Below are 26,875 nucleotides of genomic sequence, written 5' to 3' on the forward strand. Positions count from 1 at the left end.
AACATTCATAGATGCACTGACAGAGGTGATCATGCAAGATTATATTTCGGCAAACCTTCCTGCGATTGATTTTGATCATACTCGTAAGTTTTATGCATTCTTGGGTTTTCAATGTGATTATCAGTCTGACCAGTGGATGATTTTAACCAAAGACAGTTTGATTTTAGAGTTCTTCCATCATCCTCAATTGGATCCAAAAGCATCCTGGTTCAGTGCTTGTTTAAGAACGCATGTTATGCAAGATTTATTTCATTTTTGGCACGCTTTGGATTGGACACAATATCCAGATGCACGGATGAGCGAGATTCAATTTTTAGAAGAAATTGATATGTTTTGTGTGGTTGACCCAAATGGTAGCCTTATTCGCTGTATTCAATTGAGTTAGTGAACTATTTCTTATTTAATCTATTTATTCCAAAAAAATGATTTATTCAGAAACAACAAAGCCTCCAAATTGGAGGCTTTGTTGTTTAAGGGAGAATAAGAAAGTAAATATATTAATTTACCATTAAGGTAGATTTAATTGACGTAAAGCTGCAACACGTTGTTCGATACTTGGGTGAGTTTGGAATAAAGCGGCCAAACTAAAGCCTTGTTCCTTACCTTCCGTAATTGCAAATGCTTTCATTTCTTTTGGCATTTGATCTGGCATTTCAGATTCAGCTTGTAAACGTAATAATGCTGAAATCATCGCTTCCTTACCTGCAAGCTGAGCGCCTGCTTCGTCGGCACGGTATTCACGATAGCGTGAGAACCACATCACAATCGCCGATGCCAATATACCGAAGACAATATCAAGTACGATGGTAATGGCAAAATAAGCCAATCCAGGTGCTTCGCCATCTTCACGACCAAACACGTTACGATCAATAAAGTCACCGACCACACGGGCAAAGAACATGACAAATGCGTTGACCACACCTTGAATCAGAGACAAAGTTACCATGTCTCCATTGGCAACGTGACCAATTTCATGGGCAAGTACAGCGCGTAATTCATCTTTATTCATTCGTTCAAGCAAACCTGTTGAAACCGATACTAACGCATCGTTTTTGTTCCAACCCGTTGCAAAAGCATTTGATTGATAAGAATGGAAAATACCAACATCTGGCATTTTAATACCAGCTCGTTGAGAAAGTTGAGCAACCTCTTGTAATAACCAAACTTCTGCTTGGTTACGAGGAGCATTCGGATCAATTAATTCAGTGCCTGTTGTTTTCAGCGCCATCCACTTTGACATAAAGAGGGAAATTAAAGATCCCACCATACCAAAGACAAAACAGATGACCATCAGGTTGCCTAATTTAAGACCGCCAGCGCCGTGGTAACTACCAACACCTAATAATGATAGGATAATGCCAGCTACAACCAGTACCGCGAGGTTGGTTAGCAAAAACAAACCAATCCGCATCATGGAGAGAATCCTCTTATAAATAATCGATAATACGATTTATGCGAATAAATCATGAATTTCAATATGAGGTTTAGGAGATTAAAATTCAAGAATCATTGAAAAAACCTATACGCTGAAAAAGTAAAAAGTTTCAGATATAGGGATAGTTGATCAGAAATTTATCTAAAAAATTGAGTCAGATAAAAATAAATTCTCTGTATAGGAGAAATCATAATAACTTTCAATGATTTGTTTAGAAAATGTAATTGTTCAATTTAACGACTTGATTTATACATTTGAGTCATAAATTTTACTAAATCATATCGTCGCTCATGTACCAACAAACAGCACCGACTTAAGCAAACTAATTGCCTATGGTGATCCTTGCAGTTGCACTGGCATGTGCGGTTGAATAGGATCCAGCAGGTGCATCAGTATAAGTCCCATCTGAGGCAATGATAATGGGGCGAGTATTATACTTTACAGGTTGAATGCTCGATGCATTGTTGATCGTTGGTGCAGGATCAGGATTATTTAAATCATTTGCATTAGACTGAGCAATGATTTGTCCAGTGCTGACATTACCATTGGTTGATAGGCTCAAACCGCCAGCATACAAGTTATTTAAACGACTGGTGACACGTTTTACATAGTCTTGTGTTTCACGAAATGGGGGGATGCCGCCATATTTGTCAACATTACCTTCTCCTGCATTATAGGCAGCCAAAGCTAATGTCGTATTACCATTGAATCGCTTCATTAGCCAACTTAGATATTTAGCCCCGCCAAAAATATTCTGTTGTGGATCAAATGAGTTAGACACGTTAAAGCGACGTGCGGTTGCAGGCATGAGTTGCATCAGACCTTGCGCACCTACAGGAGAGCGTGCATTTGAATTAAATCCTGATTCAGTATGCATCACAGCTTTAATTAAACCTTCGGAGACGCCATGTGTTTGAGCGGCTTGACGAATAATGCTATCAAATGCATTACGGCTTTTACTGTAACTGGGCAATACTGAGGACTCTGAACTTCCCCAATTGCTATAACTGTGAATGTTACTGTCTTTATAATAGGTCACTTTAATTTTTTGTAAGGAACTATCATTATTTTTTCGGTTGGTGAGTAGGGTCGTGCCGTTTTGATCTTTATAGAAGTAAATTTGACCTGCAAACGTTTCAGGTGCCAATGAGAAGATACTCATACACCCTAAAACCGACAACACAGAACCTTTCATTCGTTTTTTCATTTGTAGTAATTAATATATTTCCCCAATTTCATTTTGGAGTTTATCAAAGTTATTGGACAAGAAAAACTATGAATTGAGTTTTAACAATACAATTAAAAAAATGCAAGTGCTATTTGTTGGCATATTAAGCAAAAAAAATTTTATATTTTTTTTGAAAAATAACTATTGACTAAGGTAATCTATTGAAAAATATATAAAAAATATAGTGGTTAAAAAATGATCAATTTAAGGAAAATGCCCATCATTGCGATAGGAATCTATGTCAAGCCCCAAAGAATCCACAATTTTATCCACAGGTTTTGTGGAAAACTGTGGAAAAGTCCAAAAGATAAGCACTTTGCATAAAAAATGAACTTTGCCGTCTATTTTAAATCGAAGAATAAGTCAGAAAGATGACCAAATAAAAATTGATGCAAAATAAAAAAATCTTTAGATGCGGTTAACGTTCAAATCAGATAAAATTGCCCAGTATTTTTTTATGGGTCAATCTCGTCTATGTTCTCGCCAGTTGAGTCCGAGCAAGGATTTAATTTCAAACCAGAACTTCCAACAAGTTCAGCTTATTATCGTCTGTTGAAAAAACTTCGCCGTCAGGTGGGTCATGCCATTCGTGACTATAAAATGATTGAGGAAGGCGATAAGGTGATGGTCTGTGTTTCTGGTGGGAAAGACAGTTACACCTTGTTGGATATTTTGTTGCAATTTAAACGCATTGCACCGATCAATTTTGATGTAGTCGCAGTCAATTTAGATCAGAAACAACCAGGTTTCCCCGAAGACGTATTACCGAAATATTTGGAAGAAAATAATATTCCTTATTATATTTTGGAAAAAGACACGTATAGCATCACTAAACGTTTAACGCCAGAAGGCAAAACCTATTGTGCTGTATGTTCACGTTTGCGTCGTGGTTCGCTTTATGGCTTTGCACAAGAAATTGGTGCAACCAAAGTAGCACTTGGACATCATCGTGATGACATCATTGCAACCTTCTTTTTGAATTTATTTCATGGTGGCAGCTTAAAAGCCATGCCTCCAAAATTATTGTCTTCAGACAAAAAGAATATTCTGATTCGTCCTTTGGCATATGTTGAAGAAAAAGACATCATCAAATATGCAGAAATTCGTAAATTCCCGATTATTCCATGTAACTTGTGTGGTTCTCAGGAAAATTTACAACGTGCAATGCTGAATGACATGCTGCGTGAATGGGACAAACAATATCCAAAACGTTTACACAGTATTTTTGGTGCATTACAAAATGTTTCGCCTTCACAATTAGCAGACCGTGATTTGTTCGATTTTGAGAAATTGGATGAAGAGCGTGAATTTGATATGAAATGTGACACTGAAGAAATGAAAAAACGCTTGGATGTGGTGAATTTGAGTTTTGCGGCAGACTGATCTTTTTTGCCAATTTTTTGAACAAATCGGGTACTCATATTGAAATGAGTGCCTGATTTTAAAAAATAAAACGATAAAACCAATAAAACATGAACAGTCCGTACAAAAAACTTTAGCCCAAATTGAAATTATCATGCTATAACATTGGGCAAGCAAAACTGCTTCACCCTGATGTTGTCTGGATAGATAGCACAATAAATTGAATAAATAATTTGAGGAATGAACATGCCTGCATTTTTAACTGATGATTGGTTTGCAAATGTTGAAAAATTAACTGCTGAAGCAGGTGATTTAAACTTGCCACCAGCGCTTTCTGGTTTAGCGATTAATTTGGTTGTTGCAGATGCAGATGGCAACACAGAGCTTGCTTTGGATGGTGGTAAAATCATTAAAGGTAGTTCTGCAAATGCCAAAACGACGCTCAATATGGATGCTGAGACGCTTCGTAAAGTGTTCCTAGAGTTTGATATGGCTGCTGCGATGCAAGCGTTCATGACAGGTAAAATCAAAGTTCAAGGTGATATGTCTCAATTAATGGCATTACAAACTGCTAAGCCTAGCCAAGAACAAAAAGATTTGTTTAAGAAAGTATTAGAGCAAACTGCTTAATTTTCTTGATACAAAAAAAAGCTTACTCCATGAGTAAGCTTTTTTTTGTCTGATCATTTCAGTCGATTGAAAAACAATCTCAACGATAGTTAGATCAGATATTGATGTATTACAAAAGTTTTAAATATTAAGCAGTAGCCAGCCCAGTGACGAACTGTATTAGATTTCAAGCAAACGCGGTGTCGTTTTGATGTGCTCTAAATATGCACGAATACGTGTGACATATTGCACTGCTTGTTTATAGCGACCATTACTGCTTTGGTGGCGTGTTAAATAATTGTAAAGGTTCATCCAATCATTCGGATCTTTACCTTGCGCTTTAATACGCTTTTGGATACTTTCAACAGCACCTGGTCCCATATTATAGGCAACCAATGCATACCAATGACGGTCAGGTGTACGGATGTAAGAATAGCGATTCAGCATCATATCAAAATACTTTGCGCCGCCTTGAATACTTTGTACTGGGTCGTTACGATTACTCACACCCATTGCTTTTGCAGTATTGTTGGTCAACATCATTAAACCGCGAACACCTGTGGGAGAAACAGAGTCTGGTTTTAAATATGATTCTTGATAACCAATAGCTGCAAGCAGATGCCAATCTAAACCATATTGTTGCGCAGAACGTTTAAAACTGGCTTTATAAATCGGTAAACGCGCACTTAGATCACGTTGAATGGTATTCCAATCATCTTTCTTAACCACATTGCGATTATAAAATGATGCCAATTGTTGGGTTGCACCATTTTGTTTACTTTGACAAATAAAACCGCTTGCCGTTGCTGTGAGTGGATCATCAGCTTGCTTAAAGACCCAATTGATATCGGTATTTAAGCCATTGCTTTTTAAACTATTGAAATCACCACATGTAGCTGAAAACGAAGTGAGATTTTGTGCTTCGATACTTTGCATGGTTGCGGTGGTAATCGCAAAGTTTGCTTTGCCTTGATTGATCATCTTGAGTGCAGTCGCATTATCTGCCACTGTTTTAAACTCTAGCTTGACGTTTAAGCTTTCAGCATAATTGTGGGCTAAGTCATAGCCGAAGCCATGTTTATACTGTCCATCCTTAAATACAATACTCGGATTGGAAACAGCGACTACAGTCAATTTACTTGAATTAACTACAGCATTGTATTGATTGTTCTTACTGGCATTAATACTGAAAGGAATTAACGCCGTGGATAAAACTAAACATTTAATTGGAAGAGCACGAAATAATGAGTTAAGGCAAAGCCTCGACCCAGAGGTTGAACTACTGTGCATGTTGTCTCCGCTACAAGTAATTTATTGCCCTAAAAAGTAATAAGCACAAAAGTACCTACAGACTTCTTACAGTTGGTAAATTCAATAAGGGTGGGCAGTCATGAACGTCATTCAAAAAATGACATGTGGGATTGAAAGATTTTGCAGAAAAACTACAAAATTAAAAAAGTAAGCTAATAAAACATGTGCGCATAATATCGGCAGTTTTTTTATCTGTCAAATTTTGTTTAAAAAATGATCAGAAATTAATATTTAAGTTATTGATTTAAATATGTTAATTTTTTTTGAATTTATGCAGAAATTGTTTTGAAATAAAAAATCAAAAAACTGTAAGCAAATATACCGAATGTAAGTTAAGTTAGACCGTCATTGATAAAAATTTAGTTAAGGATTTTATATGAATTTTTTTTGATTTATGGCTTCAAGCAAAGTAAAAATGTACAGCATATTTGTACTAAAAATCAGTTTCGATATTCAGAATTTTTATGGGTTGGCAGTAGACGAACCTCAATATTTTTTTAAAAATGTATCTCAATGCGGATCTATGGTAAATGGTTTTAAATCATGAAATCTAATTTAATCACCCGTTCGGGACATGATTTATTGGTTGCAGAACTGCAACAACTTTGGCGTGAGGAACGACCAGAAGTAACTAAAAAGGTAACATGGGCTGCCAGTCTAGGTGACCGATCTGAAAATGCGGATTATCAATACAATAAACAACTGCTGAGAAAGATTGATCGTCGTGTGCGCTACTTAGGTAAACGTTTAGAAGAATTACGTATTGTAGATTTTGCACCCGAGCAAGAAGGAAAAGTCTATTTTGGTGCATGGGTCGAGATAGAAAACGATGAAGGGGAATCGAAAACTTTGCGGATTGTGGGTGTTGATGAAATTTATGACCATCACCCCCAACATATTTCTATTGACTCACCGATGGCAAGGGCTTTGCTCTCTAAACAGGTAGATGATGAAGTTGAAGTGATGACACCTTTAGGAAAAAAGCTTTGGTATATCAACTCAATTCGTTATGAAAAGCATGAAATTTCAGCAAATTAACAGGATTTGATTTTATTTTGTACATTCGAGAGTGAAAATATAGAAAAAGATTTGCCAAGTCGTGTTTTTATTTATATGATAGCCGCCATTGGAAGCGTGGCAGAGCGGTTTAATGCACCGGTCTTGAAAACCGACGAGGGTGTGAGTCCTCCGTGAGTTCGAATCTCACCGCTTCCGCCAAATATCTTAAAGGGAATCAAATGCATAGTTTGATTCCCTTTTTCTTTGGCACAATTTTGGCACTATTCGAAATTTTAGCGATCTCTTCTTTGTTCTTATCAGAATGGGTTTGTTGCACAAAGATTTATAATTTGAAGCATCCCTCAACTTACTCAAATTTAAGTGACAACTTGGTCATGAGGTTGCCCTAACTCTATAAATCTATTAAGCACGACCACACGTGCATGAATTTCATTGACTTGGTTTTGAAAGTTTCTTGAATGTAGTCGATCGCCTAATAATTTGATGTAATACATCTTGGTTTCGACCAAACTCCGCCGATGATAGCCTGACCATTTTTTCTATAGTGTCCTACCTAAAAGTTTAACTGTTCGAAGTAATTCATTTCACTCTTGCGAATGTGCTTTTTTATCTTTCCAATGCTTTGCATTTTTTCTGGGTGGAATAACTGCATGGGCTTGCCGATCTGCAATGACCTGACAGCATTGTTTTGTGTCATAAGTCCCGTCTGTATAAACTGAATCACTCACATTGTTTTTTTGTGGGCTGAACTGTATGTGTTTGCAGAGTTTCGGCATCAATACCAATATGTAATTTACGCCATTATCGACGATGTTCAGGCTAATGTTTCTTGCGCTTCCATTCACCTTCGCCTAAAAACTTTAAACCAGTAGAGTCGACAAGTAGATGGTGCCCATCACTACTTTTTTTGATAGCCAATTGAAAGATCAATATGCCTTTGTCTTCTACAGAGGATGGAATAATCTAGTGCTGTCCAATCCAAGCCAAAAGTTCAATGAGACTGTGAACAAAGCCAGCGACCATAGGTAAAGACAGACAGAATAAAGATTTAATCATTAAGCAACATTGGATTTCTGTGTCAGAGTAAGTTTGATTTCGACTTTGTTTACCTTGTGGTTTTTCATACTACTGAGTATTGGGATCAAACCACATGGCAATATTTCCACGATTAATGAGAGCTTGGTTGTATGAAGAACAATTCAGAGTATGATAAATTTTAGGAGTAGGCTTATTCATTTGAAAATTATATTGTGAAATCAGCATTTAGAGATTGGCTTGTGCAATAAAACCCATTTTTTCAAAAAAATAAGATCTGTACTGTGAATTATATTATCCATCTCAAAATGTGACTTTATAATTAAATAGCTTTTATTCTCAAGATGTTGTAAAAACAACACTGATTTAAAAAAATGATGAAATATAAACAATAACTTGATTATAATTTTTTATAAGGTGTTGAAAATTATAAATAATTAATATTGGCATAAAAGCTGCTCAATACAAGTGATATGAAATTGGAAATATCCTAAGGAATACCTATGTCACTTGTTATCGATAAAAAAGAAAATTCTAAAGAATTTGTAAAAAGCACATTATCTGAAATCTGGGTCACTCGATGTCCAGTCCCAACGGCAACAGGGATCTCACTAAAACGTGGGACACTAATCGAAAAATTTGAACAGCATGGTATTGATGTTGCTGTTTTACAAGATGCCCGCAAAGGTCTATCTGTTCATCATTTTGATCATCAACTGCCAGCATTATTTCGTGAAGGTGGAAATGTTCCAGCATTAGCTGCTCGTTCTGAAGGTGCTCCAAGTCGACTCATTGGTTTGACATGGATTGATGAATGGCAGGTAATTATTGTCCGCCCTGATTCTGAAATCAGCAAGCCAGAGCATTTAAAGAATGTAAAAGTTGCTTTACCAGAATATGCAGACAAGCGGGCTGGCAGTATTTTTAGAGCGATGTCTTTACAAGGGATTCGAGGTGCTTTGCAACTCGCAAATTTAACCTTCCGTGATGTGGATTTTATTGAAGTCCCGGAACGAGCGGAATCGAATACACAACAACGTGATGCCAGTACCTATTGGTCTGGATTAGATGCGTTAATCACCGGTGAAGTTGATGCTGTTTATGTAAAAGGAGCATCTGCTGTTGAAGCTGCGACAAAACGTGGTTTAAAAGTTGGGATTGATTTGGATCAATTTGAAGATGTGACCTCCCGTGTAAACAATGGTACGCCTCGTCCAATTACCGTACATGAAGATTTGTTAAAAGATTACTTTGATGTCGTCGTTGATTTTCTGGAAGAGCTGTTTGATACCGCAGATTGGGCTCAAGATCATTTAGATGAAGTGCTGGTTATTCTTGAAGATGAAACGATTGCAGAAGCAGAGAGTGTCGCGACAGCCTACCGTAATAATTTTCATAAGTCTTTACATCCATCATTAAGTGAAGAGCGTTTAGAGCTTTTAAGACAACAAAAAGATTTCCTTTGGTTACATGGTTTTCTCGAGCGTGATGTCGATATTAATACTTGGGTCGACCACCGTCCTTTGCTCGAAGTTTTAAAGCGCCGCCAAAATAAGCAATTTTAATAGGATATTGATCATGACAACACTTATTCAAACTCCACTTTCTCCTGAACTCAATGACTTTATCGAATTGAATCGTGAAAAAGCTGAATTTGCTTTTGAAGTATTCCGTGAAACAAGAACAATCACGGCAAATGGAACGGTTAATTTTGTTGAACGTGGACCTGATAATACCTTAGTCACTTTTAACTATGCAGGACCTTGGTCTAAAGATAAAAAAAGCAAAGTACTTGTGGAGACAATTGATGGTGAAGTTTTATTGGGAAGAAAAAATGCAGGTGGGCGTTATAACAAACTTTTTCGCGAGCATGCAGATGTCACCACAATATCTCATGTACACGCGCCGAATTTAGGGGCTTGGGCGCAAACCCATCGTACCTTACCGATTCGTTATGTGCCTGTTCAGCGATTTCATTTATTTAAAGAACTACCAATTTATATTGATCGCCGTCAAGCAGAAGTAGATTTCATTTTAGATCAACTCAAAGTTGATATCGAACATCGAGCAATTTTAGAAGCCAACGGTGGTGCAACCGTATGGGGACGTCAGGGATTACAAGAAACAGCTGAATTTATTTTGTTACTTGAGGAAGGTGCACAGATTCAGCTACTTGCTGAATTAGCTGGGGGAAGCCGTGAATACGGACAGGGTGTTTTACACCAGCAATGGCGAATGAGTGGTTTAACCGATAAAGCGAAGTCGCTTGGATTACTTCCACTTCATTAGAAATCTGATTCAAATATAAATATAGAGAATACTATGGCTGTAAAACTTTTATGGTATCTCACTTCTCCGGATGGGCCATATCCTTGGTTGGAATCTGGGCGGTGGGATACTGATTATGAACACTTGCAACAGATTGCGATTACTGCGGATCGACTTGGTTTTTACGGTTCACTTATGGGTACCAGCGAGTATGAAACACTTGCTGTTGCTGCAAGTTTAATTCCATTTACTGAACGTTTAAAGTTTCTGGTCGCCCAACATCCTGGAGAAGTCCAGCCAGCAGTATTGGCAAAATATGCGCAAACTTTTGATGCATTTTCTAAAGGGCGTTTGTTGTTTAATGTCGTCAATGGAAATGATAAAGGGTTGGCAGCTTTAGGTATTCACTATACTCATGACGATCGTTATGACTTTAGTAAAGAATACTGGACAGCATTTCAACAAAACTATTTAGGTGATAGGTCTGGATTTGAGGGGGAATTTATTCAAATTGCTCCACGTCTAGAAGGTGGATCTCCTATGTCCAAATGGCGTGGTCCAACTCAAAAGCAGGGTGTACCTTTATGGGGAGCAGGAACTTCTACGAAAGGCGTTCAGCATTCTGTTGAATTATTAGATGTGTATTTAAGTTTTGCGAATACGCCTCCGCTGCTTGGAGAAAAGTTCAGCAAAGTTGCCGTTGAGGCGGCAAAAATTGGACGTACTTTAGAATTTGGTACTCGATTACAAATTATTGTTCGGGAAACAGAAGAAGAGGCTTGGCAGTATGCTCAGTCGTTACTCGACAAGATTGATATAGATTATGCAATTGAAGCGGTTAAACGGCAGCTTCCTTCTGATGAAGCTTTTGAGAGTTATCAAAGCTCAAATCCGATCGTTCAAAGAAATCTCACTTTGTTACGACAAGGGGTATTACCTCACGCAAAAGATTTTGAAATTTATCCTAATGTTTGGACGGGACCATCTTTATTTGGTTTTGATATTTTAAACCCAGCAGCAGGTACTGCCTTGGTTGGTAGTGCTGAAAATATTGCTGAACGAATTAAAGAATACGAGAGCTATGGCGTATCAGCCTTTATCTTATCTGGTTTTCCTTTAATTGGAGAAGCCTATCGTGTAGCTGATTTATTGTTCCCTTTATTAGAGCTAGATCATGGTTTTGAGTTACCTAAGCTCAATAAAAATTCATCCATTGATTCTCTCTTGAATCAAGAAATTGCAGTTTAAGGGAGAAAAAATGAACAAAATTACACGTCGAGAATTGATTAAACAAACTGGATTAGGTGTTGGAGCTGTTGCTGCAATTAGCCTTATAGGATGTTCTAAAACTGATTCTTCAAGTTCTGACAATGCTCCTGCAAGCACAGCTCAAAATGATGTACCGAAAAAAGGCGGTGTGATCAAAATTGGAGTAATCAATGGCAATCAAGCAGGTAATTTAGACGCACATAAACCTATTGGTATGTCCAGTGCATTTAGAGGGTGGCCTTTATATGCCAAATTATGGGAATGGGGCAGAGATATCCAACCTAAACTTGCACTTGCTGAATTTGCGGAACCAAATAATGATGGAACGAAATGGACCATTCGCCTAAAAAAAGGTCTCGAATTTCATCATGGTAAAACGATTACTGCTGATGATGTTATTTTCTCCTTACGCCGTTTGACGGATCCTAAACTCGCTTCACCATTTGCTGCTTATCTCTATTCTTTGCAAAGAGATGAGATTAAAAAGCGAGATGAATACACAGTCGAAATTCCTTTTACTCAAGGGAAAGGGTTGGTTGCTTTACCTGAGGCATGGATGAGTTGGGGTGGCATCGTTCCTACAGATTATGATCCAGTTAAGAATGTCGTAGGTGCAGGTCCCTTTAAGCTTGACAGTTTTACACCAGGTCAACGTTCGCGCTTTGTTCGTTTTGAAAACTATTGGAAAGAAAATAAGCCTTATGCTGATGCAATAGAAATCATTGATTTTAAAGATCAGACAGGGCGGCTTGCTGCTTTGCAATCTGGTCAAATTGATATTGCTTCAGGTGTAAGTGCGGAGCATATTTCTTTAATTCAAGCCAATAAACGATTGAATCTGGTTTCTTCTGAAACAGATGCTTGGCAATCTTTTGATATGAACACCTCAAAAGCACCTTTCAATGATCCTCGAGTACGTCAAGCTTTTAGATTGATTGCCAATAGAGATGACTTGGTTAAACGGGCTTTGGCTGGACAAGGACGAGTTGCAAATGATCTCTATTCCTTTAGTGATCCTGTATATGACCACAGTATTCCACAGCGTAAGCAAGATTTAAATAAAGCGAAGGCGTTGTTGAAAGAAGCTGGTTTGAGTAACAGTTTGAAGGTCGATTTGTATACAGGTCCAGATAGCAATGCCGCATTGGTTTTTGCTCAGCATGCCGCTCAGGCTGGAGTTATCGTTAATGTTAAACAGGTTGAAGCTGCCACCTTTGCTGATGCTGTAAAAAAGGATTGGGCATTTAGTACAGGTTCCAACGTTTCACGACCTTTTTTATTAACCGTCTTGCAAATTGATGGGCCTGGTGCGGCAAATAATAAAACTCGATTTAACAATGAACGTTTTACTGAATTGGTTCATACAGCATTACAACAACCTGATTTGGAAAAACGTAAAGTTCTCATTCATGAAGCACAACATATTCAACATGAGCAAGGTGGTTTACTCATTTGGGGTTTTAATCATGTACTCGATGCACATTCTGGCCAAATTGGTGGCGTAACACCAGATCGCACAGGCTTCGCTGCGTGGCGTACAGATGAATTTTGGCGTAGGGGGTGACCGCTATGACAACGCAATCCAGCAAAATAGAGACAGCCATTTCACATCAAACCATGACGAGATCATTTGAAATACCCGCATGGTTGCCTTGGTTTTTCACACGCTTGCTGTCAGGTGTATTGGTTGTTTTTGTGATTAGTCTCATTGTATTTATTGCCACACAAGCACTCCCATCTGATCCGGCTCGCGTCATTTTGGGTCCAGAAGCAACGGAAGCGACGGTTCAAATACTTCGTGAACAATTGGGTCTGAATAATCCAATATTGATTCAATACTGGCATTGGTTGAGCCAATTATTGCAAGGTAATTTTGGCCGTTCGATTGATTCAAATGTACCTGTTGTGCAGATTGTTCAGAATTATTTTGGTAACACCGTTGTATTAACGATCTTGGTTATTGTCATTACTGTACCAATTTCTGTGGTACTGGGTGTGTGGCTGTCACTCCGTCGAGATAGCAAACTAGATCGTATTATTGTTTCTAGCTCTATTCTATTCAAGGCTGTTCCAGGATTTGTGATTGCAATCTGGTTAATGATGTTTTTCTCAACCTCAATCCTGCACATATTGCCGGCTGCATCCTTGTTGATTCCAGAGCAGTCAGCTTTTAGTCAAATAGAGTTTTTAGTTTTACCGATTTTAACTTTAGCCTTATCGCTTATTCCATATTTGATGCGTTTAGTTCGTGGTTCCATGATTGATGCACTTGAGTCCGACTATGTGACCTCTGCACGATTACGTGGTATTCCTGAGCAACGGATCATATGGAAACATGTTTTACCAAATGCATTGGTGCCAGTGGTGCAGGGAACAGCATTAACGATACGAGTTCTGCTGAGTGGAGCTCTCATTATTGAAGTGGTTTTCAGTTATCCCGGTATTGGTAATGCACTCAATGCAGCAATTGAACTAAGAGATATCCCGACCATTCAAGCAATTGTTTTATTGCTGACCATTTGTGTGGTAGCCGTTAATTTAATTGCAGATTTAATCACGACCTTACTCACCCCAAAAATACGAACAGCCAAAAGACATAAAGCTCGTTCGCCTGGTCTTCGTCAAGCATTACGCTTATGGAAGTCGGGTCGACCAATTACAGTAAAACCTGTTGACCGCCGTAATGCGTTAAAGAACATTCAGCAAGGAGGTGGGAAATGAGCTCACTTCATTGGTACCAAAGAAATTTTTTCCAAATATTAATTCGTGAAAGACAAGTACGTTTTGGATTTGTAGTCACGACCTTAGTGTTGATTTTTGCGCTGGTTGGACCGCTTTTGGTTCCCTTTGAGCCCACTGCTTTAATTGGCATGACATATGGTTCGCCTGAAGGAAAATCGTTTCTTGGATATGATTATATTGGTCATGATGTTTGGTCGCGTGTACTTTCTGGTGGGGCTTCTATTATCTGGATGACACTGGCTGCCAGTCTGGTTGCATTAATTATTGGCTCTAGTTTAGGCATATTCGCTGCTTTTGCTCGAAATAAGATTGATCAGTTCGTGACTTGGCTGACTGATGTTTTTATGGCCTTTCCGGATCTTATATTGGTCTTGCTTATCGTTTCAATGTTAGGTCGGGAACCTTGGCTCATTGTTTTAACGGTTTCAATTGCTTTTATTCCTGGCGTAGTGCGTCTTGCACGAAGCGTTGCACTTAATCTGGTGGAACAAGAATATATCGAAGCAGCCAGAATTCTCGGGTACTCAAAAACCTATATTTTATTTCGTGAAATTTTACCCAACATGTTGACGCCTTTACTCATCCATCTTGGTGTGATGCTGACATGGGCTGTGGGTATGTTATCTGGTTTGGCTTTTCTTGGTTATGGTGTAGCACCTCCAGCAGCCGATTGGGGTCTCATGATTAATGAAAATCGCGCTGGTTTATTGGTGCAGCCGTGGGCGGTATTTGCTCCTGTCATCTTAATTGCTTTGTTTGCACTCGGAACCAATGTATTGGCTGAGGGTGTTGGACGTGCAGCAGCTCGGATTGAGGAAAAATAAGCATGGCAGATCTATTTAAAAATACCGTATTAACTGTAAAAGACTTAACCGTGGCATTGGTTAACACCGGCAATCATATCGTTTCAAATATTTCATTTAGCCTACAAGAAGGTGAGGTCCTAGGATTAGTTGGAGAGAGTGGTTCAGGTAAAACGACATTATCAAGTGCCTTATTGGGCTATGCACGATATGGAGCCAAGATTATTCAAGGCACAATTGAACTGGATGATCAAGATATTCTCAGTTTAGATGATCATGCTTTGCGTCAGGTCCGCGGTTATAAAATTAGTCATGTCGCCCAAGATCCTGGAACAGCACTCAACCCAGCATTAAGTATTGGACAACATTTATTTGAATTATTAGATGTGCATCAGACACGGTTATCGAGCGCTGAAAAATACCAAAAGGTTGCCAAAATTTTAAATGAAGTGGGATTGCCGCATGATGAGCTATTTCTAAAGCGTTATCCTCATCAGCTTTCGGGTGGGCAACAACAACGAATTTTATTGGCCTTGGCATTCTTGCTACAGCCACGTTTGATCGTTTTGGATGAGCCAACCACTGCGTTAGATGTGACGACACAGACCTTGGTGTTGAACATCATTCGTAAATTATGTCAGGAGTATAACGTTGCTGCTATCTATGTATCGCATGACTTAACGGTGGTAAAAGATATTGCAGATCGAGTGATTGTTCTGTATTCGGGTCGAATTGCTGAAGATGCGGTATTAACCCAACTATTTGAAACGCCTAAGCACCCTTATACGCAAGGTTTACTGAATGCCATTCCCGATGTGACCATTCGCAAATATTTATCTCCAATTGAAGGGAATGCTCCTTCGCCCAATGAGCGTCCAGTGGGATGTGCTTTTGCGACACGTTGTACTTTCGCCACAGATATATGTCGTCAAAAACAACCTGAATTAATTCAATTAAAAGATGAGTTTGATCCGCATTTTGTTGCTTGTCACCATTCGAATCATGTCGGGGTGATTAATTTTAAAGTGATTGATCATCAAGTGATTGAAAGTGAAACAGACCGGGAAGCTCTATTAAAAGTTGAACATATTCATGCATGGTATGGGCAGCAACAGGCACTTTTTGATATTTCATTTCAACTCAAAAAAGGCGAATGTTTAGCATTGGTGGGTGAATCGGGTTCAGGAAAAACCACTTTATCGCGTGTCATTGCTGGCCTGAATGAAAATGCAGATGGACAAATCACATTAGCAGATGAAGTCTTATCGTTGCGTGGACAACAGCGTCATTTGCAGCAGCGGCATAAACTGCAATATATCTTTCAAAACCCTTATAAGGCTTTGAATCCAGTGCATACGATTGGTCAGACATTAATTAAAGTTGTACAGCATTTCTTTGGAGCATCTCGACAAGAAGCCATAGAAAAAGTCACGCAGGTACTTAAACAAGTTTCTCTGCCTATACAAGTTCAGGAACTCTATCCAAGAGATTTATCGGGTGGGGAGCGACAACGAGTGGCTATCGCGCGAGCTTTGCTGTGCCAACCTGATGTTTTGATTTGTGATGAAATCACATCTGCTTTGGATGTTTCAGTTCAGGCTTCTATCTTAAAACTGCTACAAGACCTCCAACAGCAAGGTATGACCTTACTATTTGTGACCCATAACCTAGGGGTTGTTCGTGCAATCGCAGATCGAGTCGCCGTATTAAAAAATGGACATATTGTTGAATATGGCGAAACAGATCAAGTGCTGAGTCACCCTCAACATACATATACCAAAACTTTGCTTACCCATGCGCCAAGCTTGTTTAAAGACAAGGTACTTGAAGTTTGCGCATAAAAAAGAACAGATTTTCCGGAGTTAACAATGAACGACATTAACCAACGTAATTTTTTAGAATTAGGCAGTATCAGGCATATTCAAAGTGAGCAAGAAGCACTTGATATTGCAAAAGAGGTGGCGGATCAACTGAATCAATTTGCTCGAAACCCTAGTTACAACAAGACTATACCTTATGAACAGGCTCGCTTAATTTCAGAAGCGGGTTTAACTGCGATTATTGTACCCAAGCAATTTGGGGGCTTAGGCGCAAGTATTTCAACCTTGGTCAATGTGGTGAAAATTATTTCATCCGCTGATGGTGGTGTCGGGCAGTTATTACAGATTCACTTCACCATGTTCCGAGGCGTTTTAACGGGCTATGACGAAGACATTCGTGATCAGTTACTGGGTGATATCTTAAGCGGAAAGCGTTTGGGTAATGCACTTGCAGAAGTGGGTGGTAAAGATAAATTTCAGCATAAGACGCGTGTAGAGCGAAATTCAGAAGGGCGATTAATTTTAAATGGCAGTAAATTCTATTCTACGGGCTCTTTACTCGCAGAATGGATTTCCTTATTTGCGGGTAGTGATGATGGACCTGTGTCGATTTTAATTCATCGTGATACGCAGGGAGTAGAGTTGCTTGATGACTGGGATGCGATGGGACAAAATAATAGTGTCAGTGGTACTGTTAATTTTAAAGATGTGATTGTTGATGAACGTTATGTTGCTAAGCGAAATACGGGTGGTTTAGGTACTGTTTTACGTACAGGACTTACATGGCCTCAAATTTTACATGCTGCAATGGACACAGGAATTGCCAAAGGTGCCCTACAAGGCGGGATTGATTATTTACAACATCATGCTCGACCTTGGGTAGAAAGTGGGGTTGATTCGCCTACGCATGAACCTCATATCATCAAACAGATTGGTGAATTCGCTGTTTTGCTTCGTTCAGCTGAGGCATTATTGGATCGTTCAGCACAGATTTTTGAACAACATTTGGCAAATGTAGAAGATGAAGATTTACAAACTGAACTGATTTTATCGGTTGCTGCTACCCGCAGTCAGTCTGATCATGCATCTTTAAAAATTTCGAGTGAAATTTTTGGATTACTTGGGGCAAGTTCAACTTTATCGAAATGGAACCTAGACCGCTTTTGGCGAAATGCAAGAACCCATACCACACATGATCCAATTCGTTGGAGGCTATATCATGTTGGAAATTATTATTTAAATAATATTCCACCAGGAGAATATAACTCCGTGCTTTTAAAGAAGCAGGCGGAAAATGTGACTAAATTTTCTAAGTAAAAGGAAGTCCATAAAAAGGTTGTCATTACGACAACCTTTTGCTTTTTGTATCGTTAAGCCACGTGAGTTTGAATAGAAATATCTTTTGCCAGCCATTCACGAACATTAATTTGTGTAGGAATAAAGTTCCAGCGATAGAGAAAATCACTCAAGTCTTGTAAAGCAATAATAGAAATTTCATCAAAGTTAGTGTTCAGTTTCAAATGTGCATCCGCACCGTATGCCGCATGAACCCATTGCTCACTACTATTACATTCTTTTGCTAGATAACGATGGGTTTCGTCGGCGTGTGCATGTGCCCATTGTTCTGCTTGTAAAACAGCATCAACAATCGATTGTGCTTGTTGAGGATATTGCGTTAGAAAACCTTCATCAACAGTGAGCGTTCTTGGTGTTCCATTATTAGAGCGTAGAATAGGGTCTGGATGTGAGCCAATATCAATAATGGTATGCAGGGCGAAATCATGGGCAATCTGCGCAGCATGTGCACCTTTTAAAAAAATGGCATCTACATCACCTTTAATTAATGCCACAATCTCTGCACTTGCGTTGATTTTGTTGCGATTACCATAAAAGCTAGAATCATTTTCTTCTGGCTGTTGTTGCTGTGCTGTTAAAATATCTGCTCGTAAACAGTCAACTAACTCAAGATCGCTTACCTTCATATTTACTGTTTTTAAGGCATTTTCTAAACCACGAATCGCCTGTGCACGTGAGAAATCAATAATTGCATCTTGATTTAATGGAATTCCAAAACGTTTGCCTTTTAGGTCAGCAACAGTTTTGATGTTTGAATCGTAACGTGTTAACAATAATTGAACTTCATCTGCCCAAGATAATCCAATCACTTTAGTTTTTTGACCAGATGCATATGCCCAAAGTGCTGGAATACTGCCGCCGTGTCGAACTGAATTGGCAAGGGTATGGTTAAAATGAGAGTTACGAATATCTTTGGAATTTGATTCTCGAATTGATTTTATTTCAATCTGCTGTTCATTAAACTTTTCTTTGAGCCAGCCTTTTTGAATTGAAATGCCTAGACCAGTTGGTACAGGGCAGCGAGTGTACCAAAGTGTGTTTAATGATTGAGTATGAAGTGTTGTCATCATGACATCCTTTTGTGATTTTTATGCTTTAAAGCAAAATTGATGCCATTTGTTAAATTATTGATATTTATTAGGGTGTGTTGACACTTTTAGATTAAAAAATAGCGAAGTAGTAAAATTAAATCGCCAAACCCTATTTTACTATTCGCTATGCCTCGTACCATGTTAACAGATCAACACTGGCAAAAGTTGAAAGCTATTTTGCGTAATTTATCCATTCATCTCAACTCAAATTTAAGAAATTTTATTGAAGCGATTCTTTATAGGATAAGAACTGGATGTCCTTGGCGTGACATACCCACTTGCTTTGGACAACCGAACTCTATTTTTAAACGTTTTAATCGCTGGTCAAGTAGTGGTAAGTTACTCACTATATTCAAATTATTATCACTGAATACCGATATGGAATGGCTATTCATCGATGGTTCCCATATTCGTGCTCATCAACATTCTGCGGGTATTGCTGATCAGGCAATCTCTAAAAGTGCAGGAGGAAACTCCTCCAAAATACATTTAGTTGTAGATTCAAATGGTAATCCTATTGATTTCATTATTACTGATGGAACCACGCATGATGTTAAAGTCGCACCTGAGTTAATTTCAAAACTCGATTTAAATGAGGTAGAGGTTGTATGTGGAGATAAAGGTTACGATTCAGAGCCATTAAGAGAGCAGATTAGAGCAACTAGAACAAAAGCGAATATACCTAAAAAATCCAATAGCCAATCAAACAATGACCATATGGATTGGTATTTATATAAAATCAGGCACTTAGTAGAAAATATGTTCTGTAGATTAAAGCAATTTCGAGGAATAGCCACACGATACGACAAGTTAAAACGGAACTATGAAAGTTCTGTTGCATTAGCTTGTATATTTTTATGGCTCCCCTTGTAGGTTAAATTATGAACCCTAAATGTCAACAGACCCTAAATATTTTTAATATCATTTTTTATGATGTTGATATATCAAATTTTGTTGCGATTACAACAAAAGAATTACGCTGTTGTTTTAAAAACAACACTTCTATAAATGGTTTTTCATAAAATTAATATAAAACAATCATTTAAAATATTTTTTCAATCATTAATTTGGCATGAATCTCGCACTCATACGAAATCTTAAATTTTTTCTATCTTTTATGTTTAAAAATTATCCATTATTGCGAAGTTTGGCTTTATACCGTTTTATGCCCTATCGTTTCTTATTGACAGCGACCTTATTTGTTATTGCAAATATAGGCTTAGCAATCCAACAATATTCAATCGGTCATGCGATTGATACCTTAAAACATAGTGAAAGGGAAACTTTATTTCAGCATGCATTTTCTGATCCTTTAAACCCTTGGTTTTGGTTTATTCTACTTGCGAGTATTGCTGGCATTAGGGCAGTAGTTCAGTATCTGGCAGGGTTAAGTGCTTTAAGCATTGGTCAGCAATTACTGAGTATTTTAAGAGAAAGAATCTTTTCTCAAGTACAGCATTTAGATGTTTCATGGCACTGGAAACATGGGTTGGGAGAGGTGTTATCTCGAACTACCCGTGATTCAGATAAATTAAAAGAAGCGCTGATCAATTTTTGGCGACAAGTGTTTGAGTCAAGTCTGGTTGTTGCTGTAACTGTCGGACTCTTGTGTTGGTACCATCCTTGGCTGGGAGTAGTTCCTTTATTATTTATTTTTTTAGGGCTTGTGGTTCTGTTTAAACTGACCAATCAATTGGTTGTATTGGATCATCAAGTTGCATCTACCTACGAAAAAGTCAGTGATAGCTTAGCGGAAAGCGTGAATGGGATTCGGGTGGTCAAAGCGTTCCAACTTGAAGAGAAACTTTTACAGCGCTTTAATCATACCGTAGATCTATTTATTCATCATTCCATTCAGACCATCAGCACAAGTGCAAAAAAGTTACCTATCCCGCAAGTGATTATTGCATGCTCTTATTTATGGATCATCGCTTTTGGTGCTTATTTAATTGGACAAAATCAGTTACAAGTGGGGCAATTCGTTGCTGCCATTCTCATGGCAAATTTATTGGTGTTTCGTATTGAAAGCATTGGTCAGATCTTACATATTTTTGCTGATGCACGTTCATCTGCAACAAGAATCTGGCAAATGTTAGATCAGAAGTCCGCAATTGAAGATCAACGATGTCCTCTACCTTTGCAATGGTGTGATGAGTTAAATATTAGATTAGAAAATGTAAGTTTTCAGGATGAGACAACGCAAAAGTATATTTTAAAACACTGCCATGTTGAATTTCGAGCAGGTGAAATCGTTACTGTCGTCGGTAAGACTGGCTCAGGTAAAACGACATTGATGAATTTACTCAATCGGTTTATTGACCCAACAGAGGGTCAAGTTTTGATTGGCTCTGAGCAAACGGGCTGGACAAATATTAAAGATTTAAGCTTATTTGAATTACGTCATTTGGTTCAGATCATTCCTCAGGAAAATTTCTTTTTTAGCGGCACATTGGCAGACAACTTAAGAATTGCTAAGCAAGATGCAACGCAGCAAGAGATGAGGGATGCTTTACATTTAGCGTCTGCATCAGAACTATTACAACGACTTGATGATGGACTAGACACGCTGATTGGGGACAAGGGCGTTACCTTGTCGGGAGGACAAAAACAACGCCTTGCTTTGGCCCGTTCCATTCTGAAGAATTCACCCATTTTAGCTTTAGATGACTCAACCAGCGCCTTAGATGCGACCACAGAAAAACAGGTTTTACAGCGGCTATCAGCACTTTCTGGCAGTGGCAACCCTTTGAATAAAACAATCATTATTAACTCTAATAAACAGACCACGATTGCTTTGTCTGATCGAGTGATTGTTCTTGATCAGGGCCACATTATTGCCCAAGGCACGCATGCTGAATTAGTTCAAGATTGTTTATTTTATCGTGAGTTGATGGGCTTTCAGTTACAACAGCAGGAGATTCATGCATGAATAGCAGTGTTAAAAATTTCCGCCCATTCGCACAATCAACTGATCTACAAATCGAAGAAAATTTAGCAAATACCTCAATTCATAGAGGAATGTTAACAAAACTTATTCCTTTAGTTTATCCCATCCGTTACTTGCTGCTTGCTTTAATTACAGTAGAAATTTTACAAGTAATGAGTATTTTTGTCCGACCTTGGGTGGTGAAATATATTCTGGATTCGGGATTTCAACCAATTGCTGGAAAAATGGTATTGCATCAGCCTGTTCTATGGATTGCGATGAGCATTTTGGCAACGAGTTGGATTTGTCGTTTTGCGTTAGCGGGCGTATCAAAATACCTTTCAGGCAGAGCAGCCTTGAAAGTAATTAATGATTTAAGGCGTTCTCTATTTCAGCATATCCAAAGTTTAAATATTGGTTATTTTGATCGTACCAAGGCTGGCAGGATTATTTCGCGGGCTGATCGTGATGTCGAAACGTTAGAGCCTGTTTTAATACAAGGGCTACCAGAACTACTTTCCGCAATTTTGCGTTGTGGATTAGCTTCAGTACTTCTTTGGCATATCTATCCACCTTTCTTTTGGTGCTTATTTGCGACACTACCCATTTTATTTGGGATGACTGCAATTTTTAAGAAATCATCGCAAAAACACTGGGGACGAGTTGCAGAGGAACGCAGTCGATTTACTGCTCATTTGGTTGAAACAGTAAATGGAGCAAAAATCATTCAGCAGTTAAATTACACAGCAACCAATCAATCTCGTTATCAAGAATTATTGAAAGATTTTAATAATTCTATTATTTATGGCAGTAAGCGGACCAGTTGGTTTGCTCCTTTTACAGGCTTACTTTCAACGCTAGCCACTGCTGGATTTATTGTGATTGGTAGTTATGCGTATAGTGATGGCTTGATTAGTATTGGGCAATTTGCAGAAAGTATTTTCTATGTATTTTTATTCTTAGCGCCCTTACAGGAACTGACTGATCTATTTGAACGTTATGCCAATGGTGCAGCATGTGCACAACGTATATTTCTACTTTTAGATACACAATCTACGATTCAAGAACAACCGAATGCTATAAAGCTTGAACAGTTAAACGGTCATATTCGATTTCAGTCAGTCGATTTTGCTTATACCCACAAACCTGTTTTACAAAATTTTAATTTGGACATTGACGCTGGAAAAATAATTGCGATTGTAGGGCCAACAGGGCATGGCAAGAGTACCATGGCTCAGTTGCTAACACGGTTTTATGAACCTCAGCAGGGTGGAGTTTTTCTAGATCGTTATCCAATACAAGATATTCAGCTTGCCAGTTTAAGACGACATGTGAGTATTGTTTTACAAGATAATGTTTTATTTAGTGGAACAATTTTAGATAACTTGCGTTTGGTACAACCTGATGCTTCAGATCAGCAACTTATCCAAGTCATTGAAGATTTGGGAGCAGCTGAGATTTTACAACAGCTATCGCAAGGTTATTTCACTGAGGTCGGGGCGCTTGGTAAAAATCTTAGTCAGGGACAAAGACAACTTGTTTGTTTGGTTCGTGCTTATTTGGCAAATCCTAAAATATTAATTCTAGATGAAGCAACATCTGCAATTGATATTTATACTGAGCAAAAAATACAATATGCGCTTAGACGCTTATGCCAAAATAGAACCTGTATTGTCATTGCTCATCGGCTGAGTACCATTCGTGAGGCTGATAAAATTGTTCTAATTGAAAATGGTCATGTCGTAGAGCAAGGTTCGCATGAGCAGTTAATACAGCAGCAGTCAGCTTACTTTCAATTATATCAGTCCTATCTACAAAATCAGCTTGAACACAGCAGCATTTAGTTGCTGTGTTTAACCATTAATAAGCAACTTTTTTTTGTAATTTGTCGAAAATAGGTTATTTGGATATTTCTAGTTTTAAGTTTGTGTTGTTATATTTATTGCAAGTTGTTTTATAAGCAGTTTAGTAATTTTTTGTTTAATTATAAACAATAGAGTTAATTATGTTTTACATAAGGTTTTGATTTCATTTGATAATTAATTTGGCATTGCATTTGCAAAAAAGGTGAACTTTTTAGGAAAATGCATATGAATACATTCCCCTTATCGATTTTAAAATCTTCATTATTTGTTTTAAGTGCACTCGAAAGCTCCATTGTACTTGCCAATGAAACTACTCATGAAACAGTTCCAGATCATGTAGATGCCCTTACTTTAGAATCAGTTGTTGTAACAGGAAGTCGACGATCCATTAAAAGTCCACTCGATACAGCAGCACCTGTTGATATATTGTCAGAAGAACAACTGAAAAGCACAGGAACATCTGATCTATCCAAAGCACTTGCAATTTTAGCTCCATCATTTTCATTTCCATTGGAACCTGCTGGTGCTTTTGCAGCACAAATTCCAGCAGGTGCTTCATTACGTGGTTTGGCTTCAGATCAAGTTTTAGTGCTTATCAATGGTAAACGTCGACATACGGGTGCGGTTTTTACTCGACAAAATTTAGCCAATGGGCGAGGTGCTGCTTCAGTTGATCTAAGTTTAATCCCTTTAAGTGCAATTAAACGAGTTGAAATTTTAAGAGATGGTGCTGCAGCACAATATGGCTCAGATGCAATTGCAGGGGTGATTAACATTATTTTAAAAGATAATGATGATCATGGGTCTGTGTCTTATCGCTTTGGGCAGTATTCTTCTGGTGAAGGTGAACAACATAAGTTATCTGCATGGAAAGGTTTAGCTCTGCCAAATGATGGTTACCTGACATTGGCTTTTGACTTAGGAAGTCAAGATTATGCAAATAATACCAATCCAGATAATCGTAAATTTTATCCAAATGGTTATCCCAATGGTGAATACTTAGAAGCAAATTCACCTTATCGAAATTGGCGTTTCGGTTCCCCTAAAATTAATGAACAATTTAACACGGTATTAAATGCAGAATTACCCCTTACAGATACAGTCAAGCTTTATGGTTTTGCAACATATGGTTATAAGGAAAGCGTAGGGCAGAACTTTTATCAACCACCATCAACCAATACGACACTCAATCAAAATCCATATTATTTAGCCCGTTATCCTGATGGTCGTATTACAACTTCGGTATATTCTTTATTTGATAATGCAATTACAGCTGGAATCAAAGATAGTGATTTTTTGGGTGGTAAGCTAGATTTCTCTGCAAATTATGGACGAAACAAAGCTTCACAGCTGTACAAATATGGTATTAACCCAAGTTATGGTTATGACTCACCATCAGATTATAAGGTTGGGCAAAATATCAATGAACAAAGCAATCTAAATTTAGATTATCAAAAACCAATTACTTTCGCATTTTTAGATGGACCTCTTACTTTTGCTACAGGTTTGGCTTATCGAAATGAGCAATACCAACAAATTGCGGGTGACCCTGTTGCCTATACTCGTGGTCCTTTTTACAACCCAAGCACTGTGATTGGTGTGGGTGTTCCTGAAATTTATTCTGGCGTGACAGATCAGGATGAAAGGAAAATTTCTAGGAATGTACTAGGAGCTTATATCGATTTAGAAGCAAAAATATTACCTAAATTAGTTGCTGGCGTTGCATTTAGAGCAGAAGATTATTCAGATTTTGGTCGTACAACAAATGGTAAACTTTCATTAAAATATGATATTGATCCTACAGTTGCAATACGAAGTACTTATAGTACAGGATACCGTGCACCTTCAATTACTCAGTTAGGTTTCTCAGCATATAGTCGACAAACTGTTTTACAAGCAAATGGTGAATATCAAGACGTTTCACAGCGGACTTTGTTGCCGGGTAGTGAAGCTGCATTGTTACTTGGTGGGAAATCTCTTAATCCTGAAAAGTCAAAAAATGCCTCTGTTGGATTTGTATTTAAACCAACACAGAATTTATCTGCGACCATAGATCTTTATCAAATTGATATCAAAAATAGAATATTACTTTCAGACAATATTACTGGGCAAGTGATTAAAAATGCATTTTCTGGTACGCCATATGCTGAAATTAATAATGTCGCATTTTTTAATAATCTGTTAGATACCCGAACACGTGGTTTGGAAATTACTTCAAATTATAATTTGGATTTAGAGCAATACGGTAAAGTTAAACTTAACTTGGGCTTCAGTACTAACAAAAACAAAATTACCAAGACACGTGATGCAGTTACAGTAAAAGGTGAGGTGATTCCATTCGAATCGATTGCAGGTCGAAGCACACAGGGCATTATCGAGTCAGCATCACCTGAAAATAAACTGACGATTGGTGCAGATTGGAATATTTCGAATTGGGAAATTACGACACAAATTCGTCGTTATGGTGAGTGGACAACGATTGATAGTACACGTCCCGCATTTGACCAGACTTTTTCTGAACAGTGGGTTGCTGATTTAAATATTGGATTTAAACCAAGTTCTATCAAAGGTTTACGTTTAGATGTCGGCGCTTATAACTTATTCAATTCGTATCCTGATCGTGCCATAAATACGAGTGTTGGTGGTGTAGTCAAATATAGTTTCAATGCACCTGAAGGTGGTAATGGAACATTCTTATATAGCAAACTGAGCTATGATTTTTAAAGGATGAATGA

At 38.1% G+C, this 26,875-nt stretch carries 20 protein-coding genes, 1 tRNA gene and 2 pseudogenes; 17 read left to right on the forward strand and 6 right to left on the reverse strand.

Annotation, left to right across the window (positions count from 1 at the left end):
* Positions 1-31: 31 nt before the first annotated feature.
* The gene (locus AAV97_RS15550) at positions 32-385 is read left to right on the forward strand and encodes a glyoxalase/bleomycin resistance/extradiol dioxygenase family protein (protein WP_046761009.1); all 354 of its coding nucleotides are present in this window, start codon (positions 32-34) and stop codon (positions 383-385) included.
* Positions 386-508: 123 nt separating this feature from the next.
* On the opposite strand, the gene htpX is transcribed toward AAV97_RS15550, so the two are convergent.
* Together htpX and AAV97_RS15560 are read right to left on the reverse strand one after the other, a co-directional pair.
* On the reverse strand, positions 509-1,414 hold the full coding sequence (gene htpX, locus AAV97_RS15555) for a protease HtpX (RefSeq protein ID WP_004828480.1): 906 nt from the start codon (positions 1,412-1,414) through the stop codon (positions 509-511).
* A 343-nt stretch (positions 1,415-1,757) separates the two neighbouring features.
* Positions 1,758-2,630 carry a lytic transglycosylase domain-containing protein gene (locus AAV97_RS15560; RefSeq protein WP_171249386.1) on the reverse strand — a complete coding sequence of 291 codons (873 nt, stop codon included), beginning with the start codon at positions 2,628-2,630 and terminating at the stop codon, positions 1,758-1,760.
* A 507-nt stretch (positions 2,631-3,137) separates the two neighbouring features.
* Here AAV97_RS15560 and ttcA point away from each other — a divergent pair.
* Together ttcA and AAV97_RS15570 are read left to right on the forward strand one after the other, a co-directional pair.
* Positions 3,138-4,046, forward strand: a complete 909-nt coding sequence (gene ttcA / locus AAV97_RS15565; protein WP_005030632.1) for a tRNA 2-thiocytidine(32) synthetase TtcA — start codon at positions 3,138-3,140, stop codon at positions 4,044-4,046.
* Between the two features lie 225 nt (positions 4,047-4,271).
* Positions 4,272-4,655 carry an SCP2 sterol-binding domain-containing protein gene (locus AAV97_RS15570; RefSeq protein WP_004828485.1) on the forward strand — a complete coding sequence of 128 codons (384 nt, stop codon included), beginning with the start codon at positions 4,272-4,274 and terminating at the stop codon, positions 4,653-4,655.
* Positions 4,656-4,814: 159 nt separating this feature from the next.
* Here the strand turns inward: AAV97_RS15570 and AAV97_RS15575 are convergent, their stop codons facing one another.
* Positions 4,815-5,924: a transglycosylase SLT domain-containing protein gene (locus AAV97_RS15575; protein WP_004828487.1), complete on the reverse strand. Its 1,110-nt coding sequence runs from the start codon at positions 5,922-5,924 to the stop codon at positions 4,815-4,817.
* A gap of 564 nt (positions 5,925-6,488) precedes the next feature.
* Here AAV97_RS15575 and greB point away from each other — a divergent pair.
* Entirely contained in the window at positions 6,489-6,983 is a 495-nt protein-coding gene (greB, locus tag AAV97_RS15580) for a transcription elongation factor GreB (protein WP_004828488.1), read from the forward strand.
* 90 nt (positions 6,984-7,073) lie between these two features.
* Positions 7,074-7,163: transfer RNA gene (locus tag AAV97_RS15585), tRNA-Ser, on the forward strand.
* Positions 7,164-7,179: 16 nt separating this feature from the next.
* On the opposite strand, the pseudogene AAV97_RS20970 reads toward AAV97_RS15585, so the two are convergent.
* A pseudogene (locus AAV97_RS20970) lies at positions 7,180-7,269 on the reverse strand (site-specific integrase); the annotation flags it as partial.
* Between the two features lie 52 nt (positions 7,270-7,321).
* A pseudogene (locus tag AAV97_RS15590) lies at positions 7,322-8,201 on the reverse strand (IS5 family transposase).
* 302 nt (positions 8,202-8,503) lie between these two features.
* On the opposite strand from AAV97_RS15590, the gene AAV97_RS15595 reads away from it, so the two are divergent.
* From AAV97_RS15595 to AAV97_RS15630, 8 genes are read left to right on the forward strand one after another with little or no spacing between them, the layout of a single operon-like run.
* Positions 8,504-9,565, forward strand: coding sequence for an ABC transporter substrate-binding protein (locus AAV97_RS15595; RefSeq protein WP_046761011.1), 1,062 nt, complete (start codon positions 8,504-8,506; stop codon positions 9,563-9,565).
* Positions 9,566-9,578: 13 nt separating this feature from the next.
* A complete protein-coding gene (locus AAV97_RS15600) occupies positions 9,579-10,289 on the forward strand; it encodes a class II aldolase/adducin family protein (RefSeq protein WP_004805243.1) in 711 nt (236 codons plus the stop codon).
* 33 nt (positions 10,290-10,322) lie between these two features.
* On the forward strand, positions 10,323-11,516 hold the full coding sequence (locus AAV97_RS15605) for an LLM class flavin-dependent oxidoreductase (protein ID WP_046761012.1): 1,194 nt from the start codon (positions 10,323-10,325) through the stop codon (positions 11,514-11,516).
* 10 nt (positions 11,517-11,526) lie between these two features.
* A complete protein-coding gene (locus tag AAV97_RS15610; protein WP_046761013.1) occupies positions 11,527-13,101 on the forward strand; it encodes an ABC transporter substrate-binding protein in 1,575 nt (524 codons plus the stop codon).
* 5 nt (positions 13,102-13,106) lie between these two features.
* On the forward strand, positions 13,107-14,258 hold the full coding sequence (locus tag AAV97_RS15615; protein WP_046761014.1) for an ABC transporter permease: 1,152 nt from the start codon (positions 13,107-13,109) through the stop codon (positions 14,256-14,258).
* Positions 14,255-15,103 carry an ABC transporter permease gene (locus tag AAV97_RS15620; RefSeq protein WP_046761015.1) on the forward strand — a complete coding sequence of 283 codons (849 nt, stop codon included), beginning with the start codon at positions 14,255-14,257 and terminating at the stop codon, positions 15,101-15,103. Before AAV97_RS15615 ends, AAV97_RS15620 begins: the two co-directional genes overlap by 4 nt.
* Positions 15,104-15,105: 2 nt before the next feature.
* Entirely contained in the window at positions 15,106-16,923 is a 1,818-nt protein-coding gene (locus AAV97_RS15625; protein ID WP_046761016.1) for a dipeptide ABC transporter ATP-binding protein, read from the forward strand.
* Between the two features lie 27 nt (positions 16,924-16,950).
* Positions 16,951-18,219, forward strand: a complete 1,269-nt coding sequence (locus AAV97_RS15630) for an acyl-CoA dehydrogenase family protein (protein ID WP_046761017.1) — start codon at positions 16,951-16,953, stop codon at positions 18,217-18,219.
* A gap of 53 nt (positions 18,220-18,272) precedes the next feature.
* Here the strand turns inward: AAV97_RS15630 and AAV97_RS15635 are convergent, their stop codons facing one another.
* Positions 18,273-19,325 carry an ABC transporter substrate-binding protein gene (locus AAV97_RS15635; RefSeq protein ID WP_046761018.1) on the reverse strand — a complete coding sequence of 351 codons (1,053 nt, stop codon included), beginning with the start codon at positions 19,323-19,325 and terminating at the stop codon, positions 18,273-18,275.
* Positions 19,326-19,475: 150 nt separating this feature from the next.
* Here AAV97_RS15635 and AAV97_RS15640 point away from each other — a divergent pair, with 150 nt between their 5' ends.
* The 4 genes from AAV97_RS15640 to AAV97_RS15655 all read left to right on the forward strand — a co-directional run bounded on the left by AAV97_RS15640 (position 19,476) and on the right by AAV97_RS15655 (position 26,864).
* Positions 19,476-20,222 (forward strand): IS5 family transposase, encoded by a 747-nt coding sequence (locus AAV97_RS15640; protein WP_046761019.1) that lies wholly within the window; start codon positions 19,476-19,478, stop codon positions 20,220-20,222.
* Between the two features lie 244 nt (positions 20,223-20,466).
* Positions 20,467-22,278, forward strand: a complete 1,812-nt coding sequence (locus AAV97_RS15645) for an ABC transporter ATP-binding protein (protein ID WP_155769258.1) — start codon at positions 20,467-20,469, stop codon at positions 22,276-22,278.
* Complete coding sequence (locus AAV97_RS15650) at positions 22,275-24,119, forward strand: ABC transporter ATP-binding protein (protein ID WP_046761021.1); 1,845 nt, start codon at positions 22,275-22,277, stop codon at positions 24,117-24,119. The genes AAV97_RS15645 and AAV97_RS15650 overlap by 4 nt, the downstream gene beginning before the upstream one ends.
* A gap of 246 nt (positions 24,120-24,365) precedes the next feature.
* A complete protein-coding gene (locus AAV97_RS15655; RefSeq protein WP_046761022.1) occupies positions 24,366-26,864 on the forward strand; it encodes a TonB-dependent receptor plug domain-containing protein in 2,499 nt (832 codons plus the stop codon).
* Positions 26,865-26,875: the final 11 nt, after the last annotated feature.

The organism is Acinetobacter sp. Ag2, assembly GCF_001005515.1.
Classification (GTDB): domain Bacteria; phylum Pseudomonadota; class Gammaproteobacteria; order Pseudomonadales; family Moraxellaceae; genus Acinetobacter; species Acinetobacter bereziniae.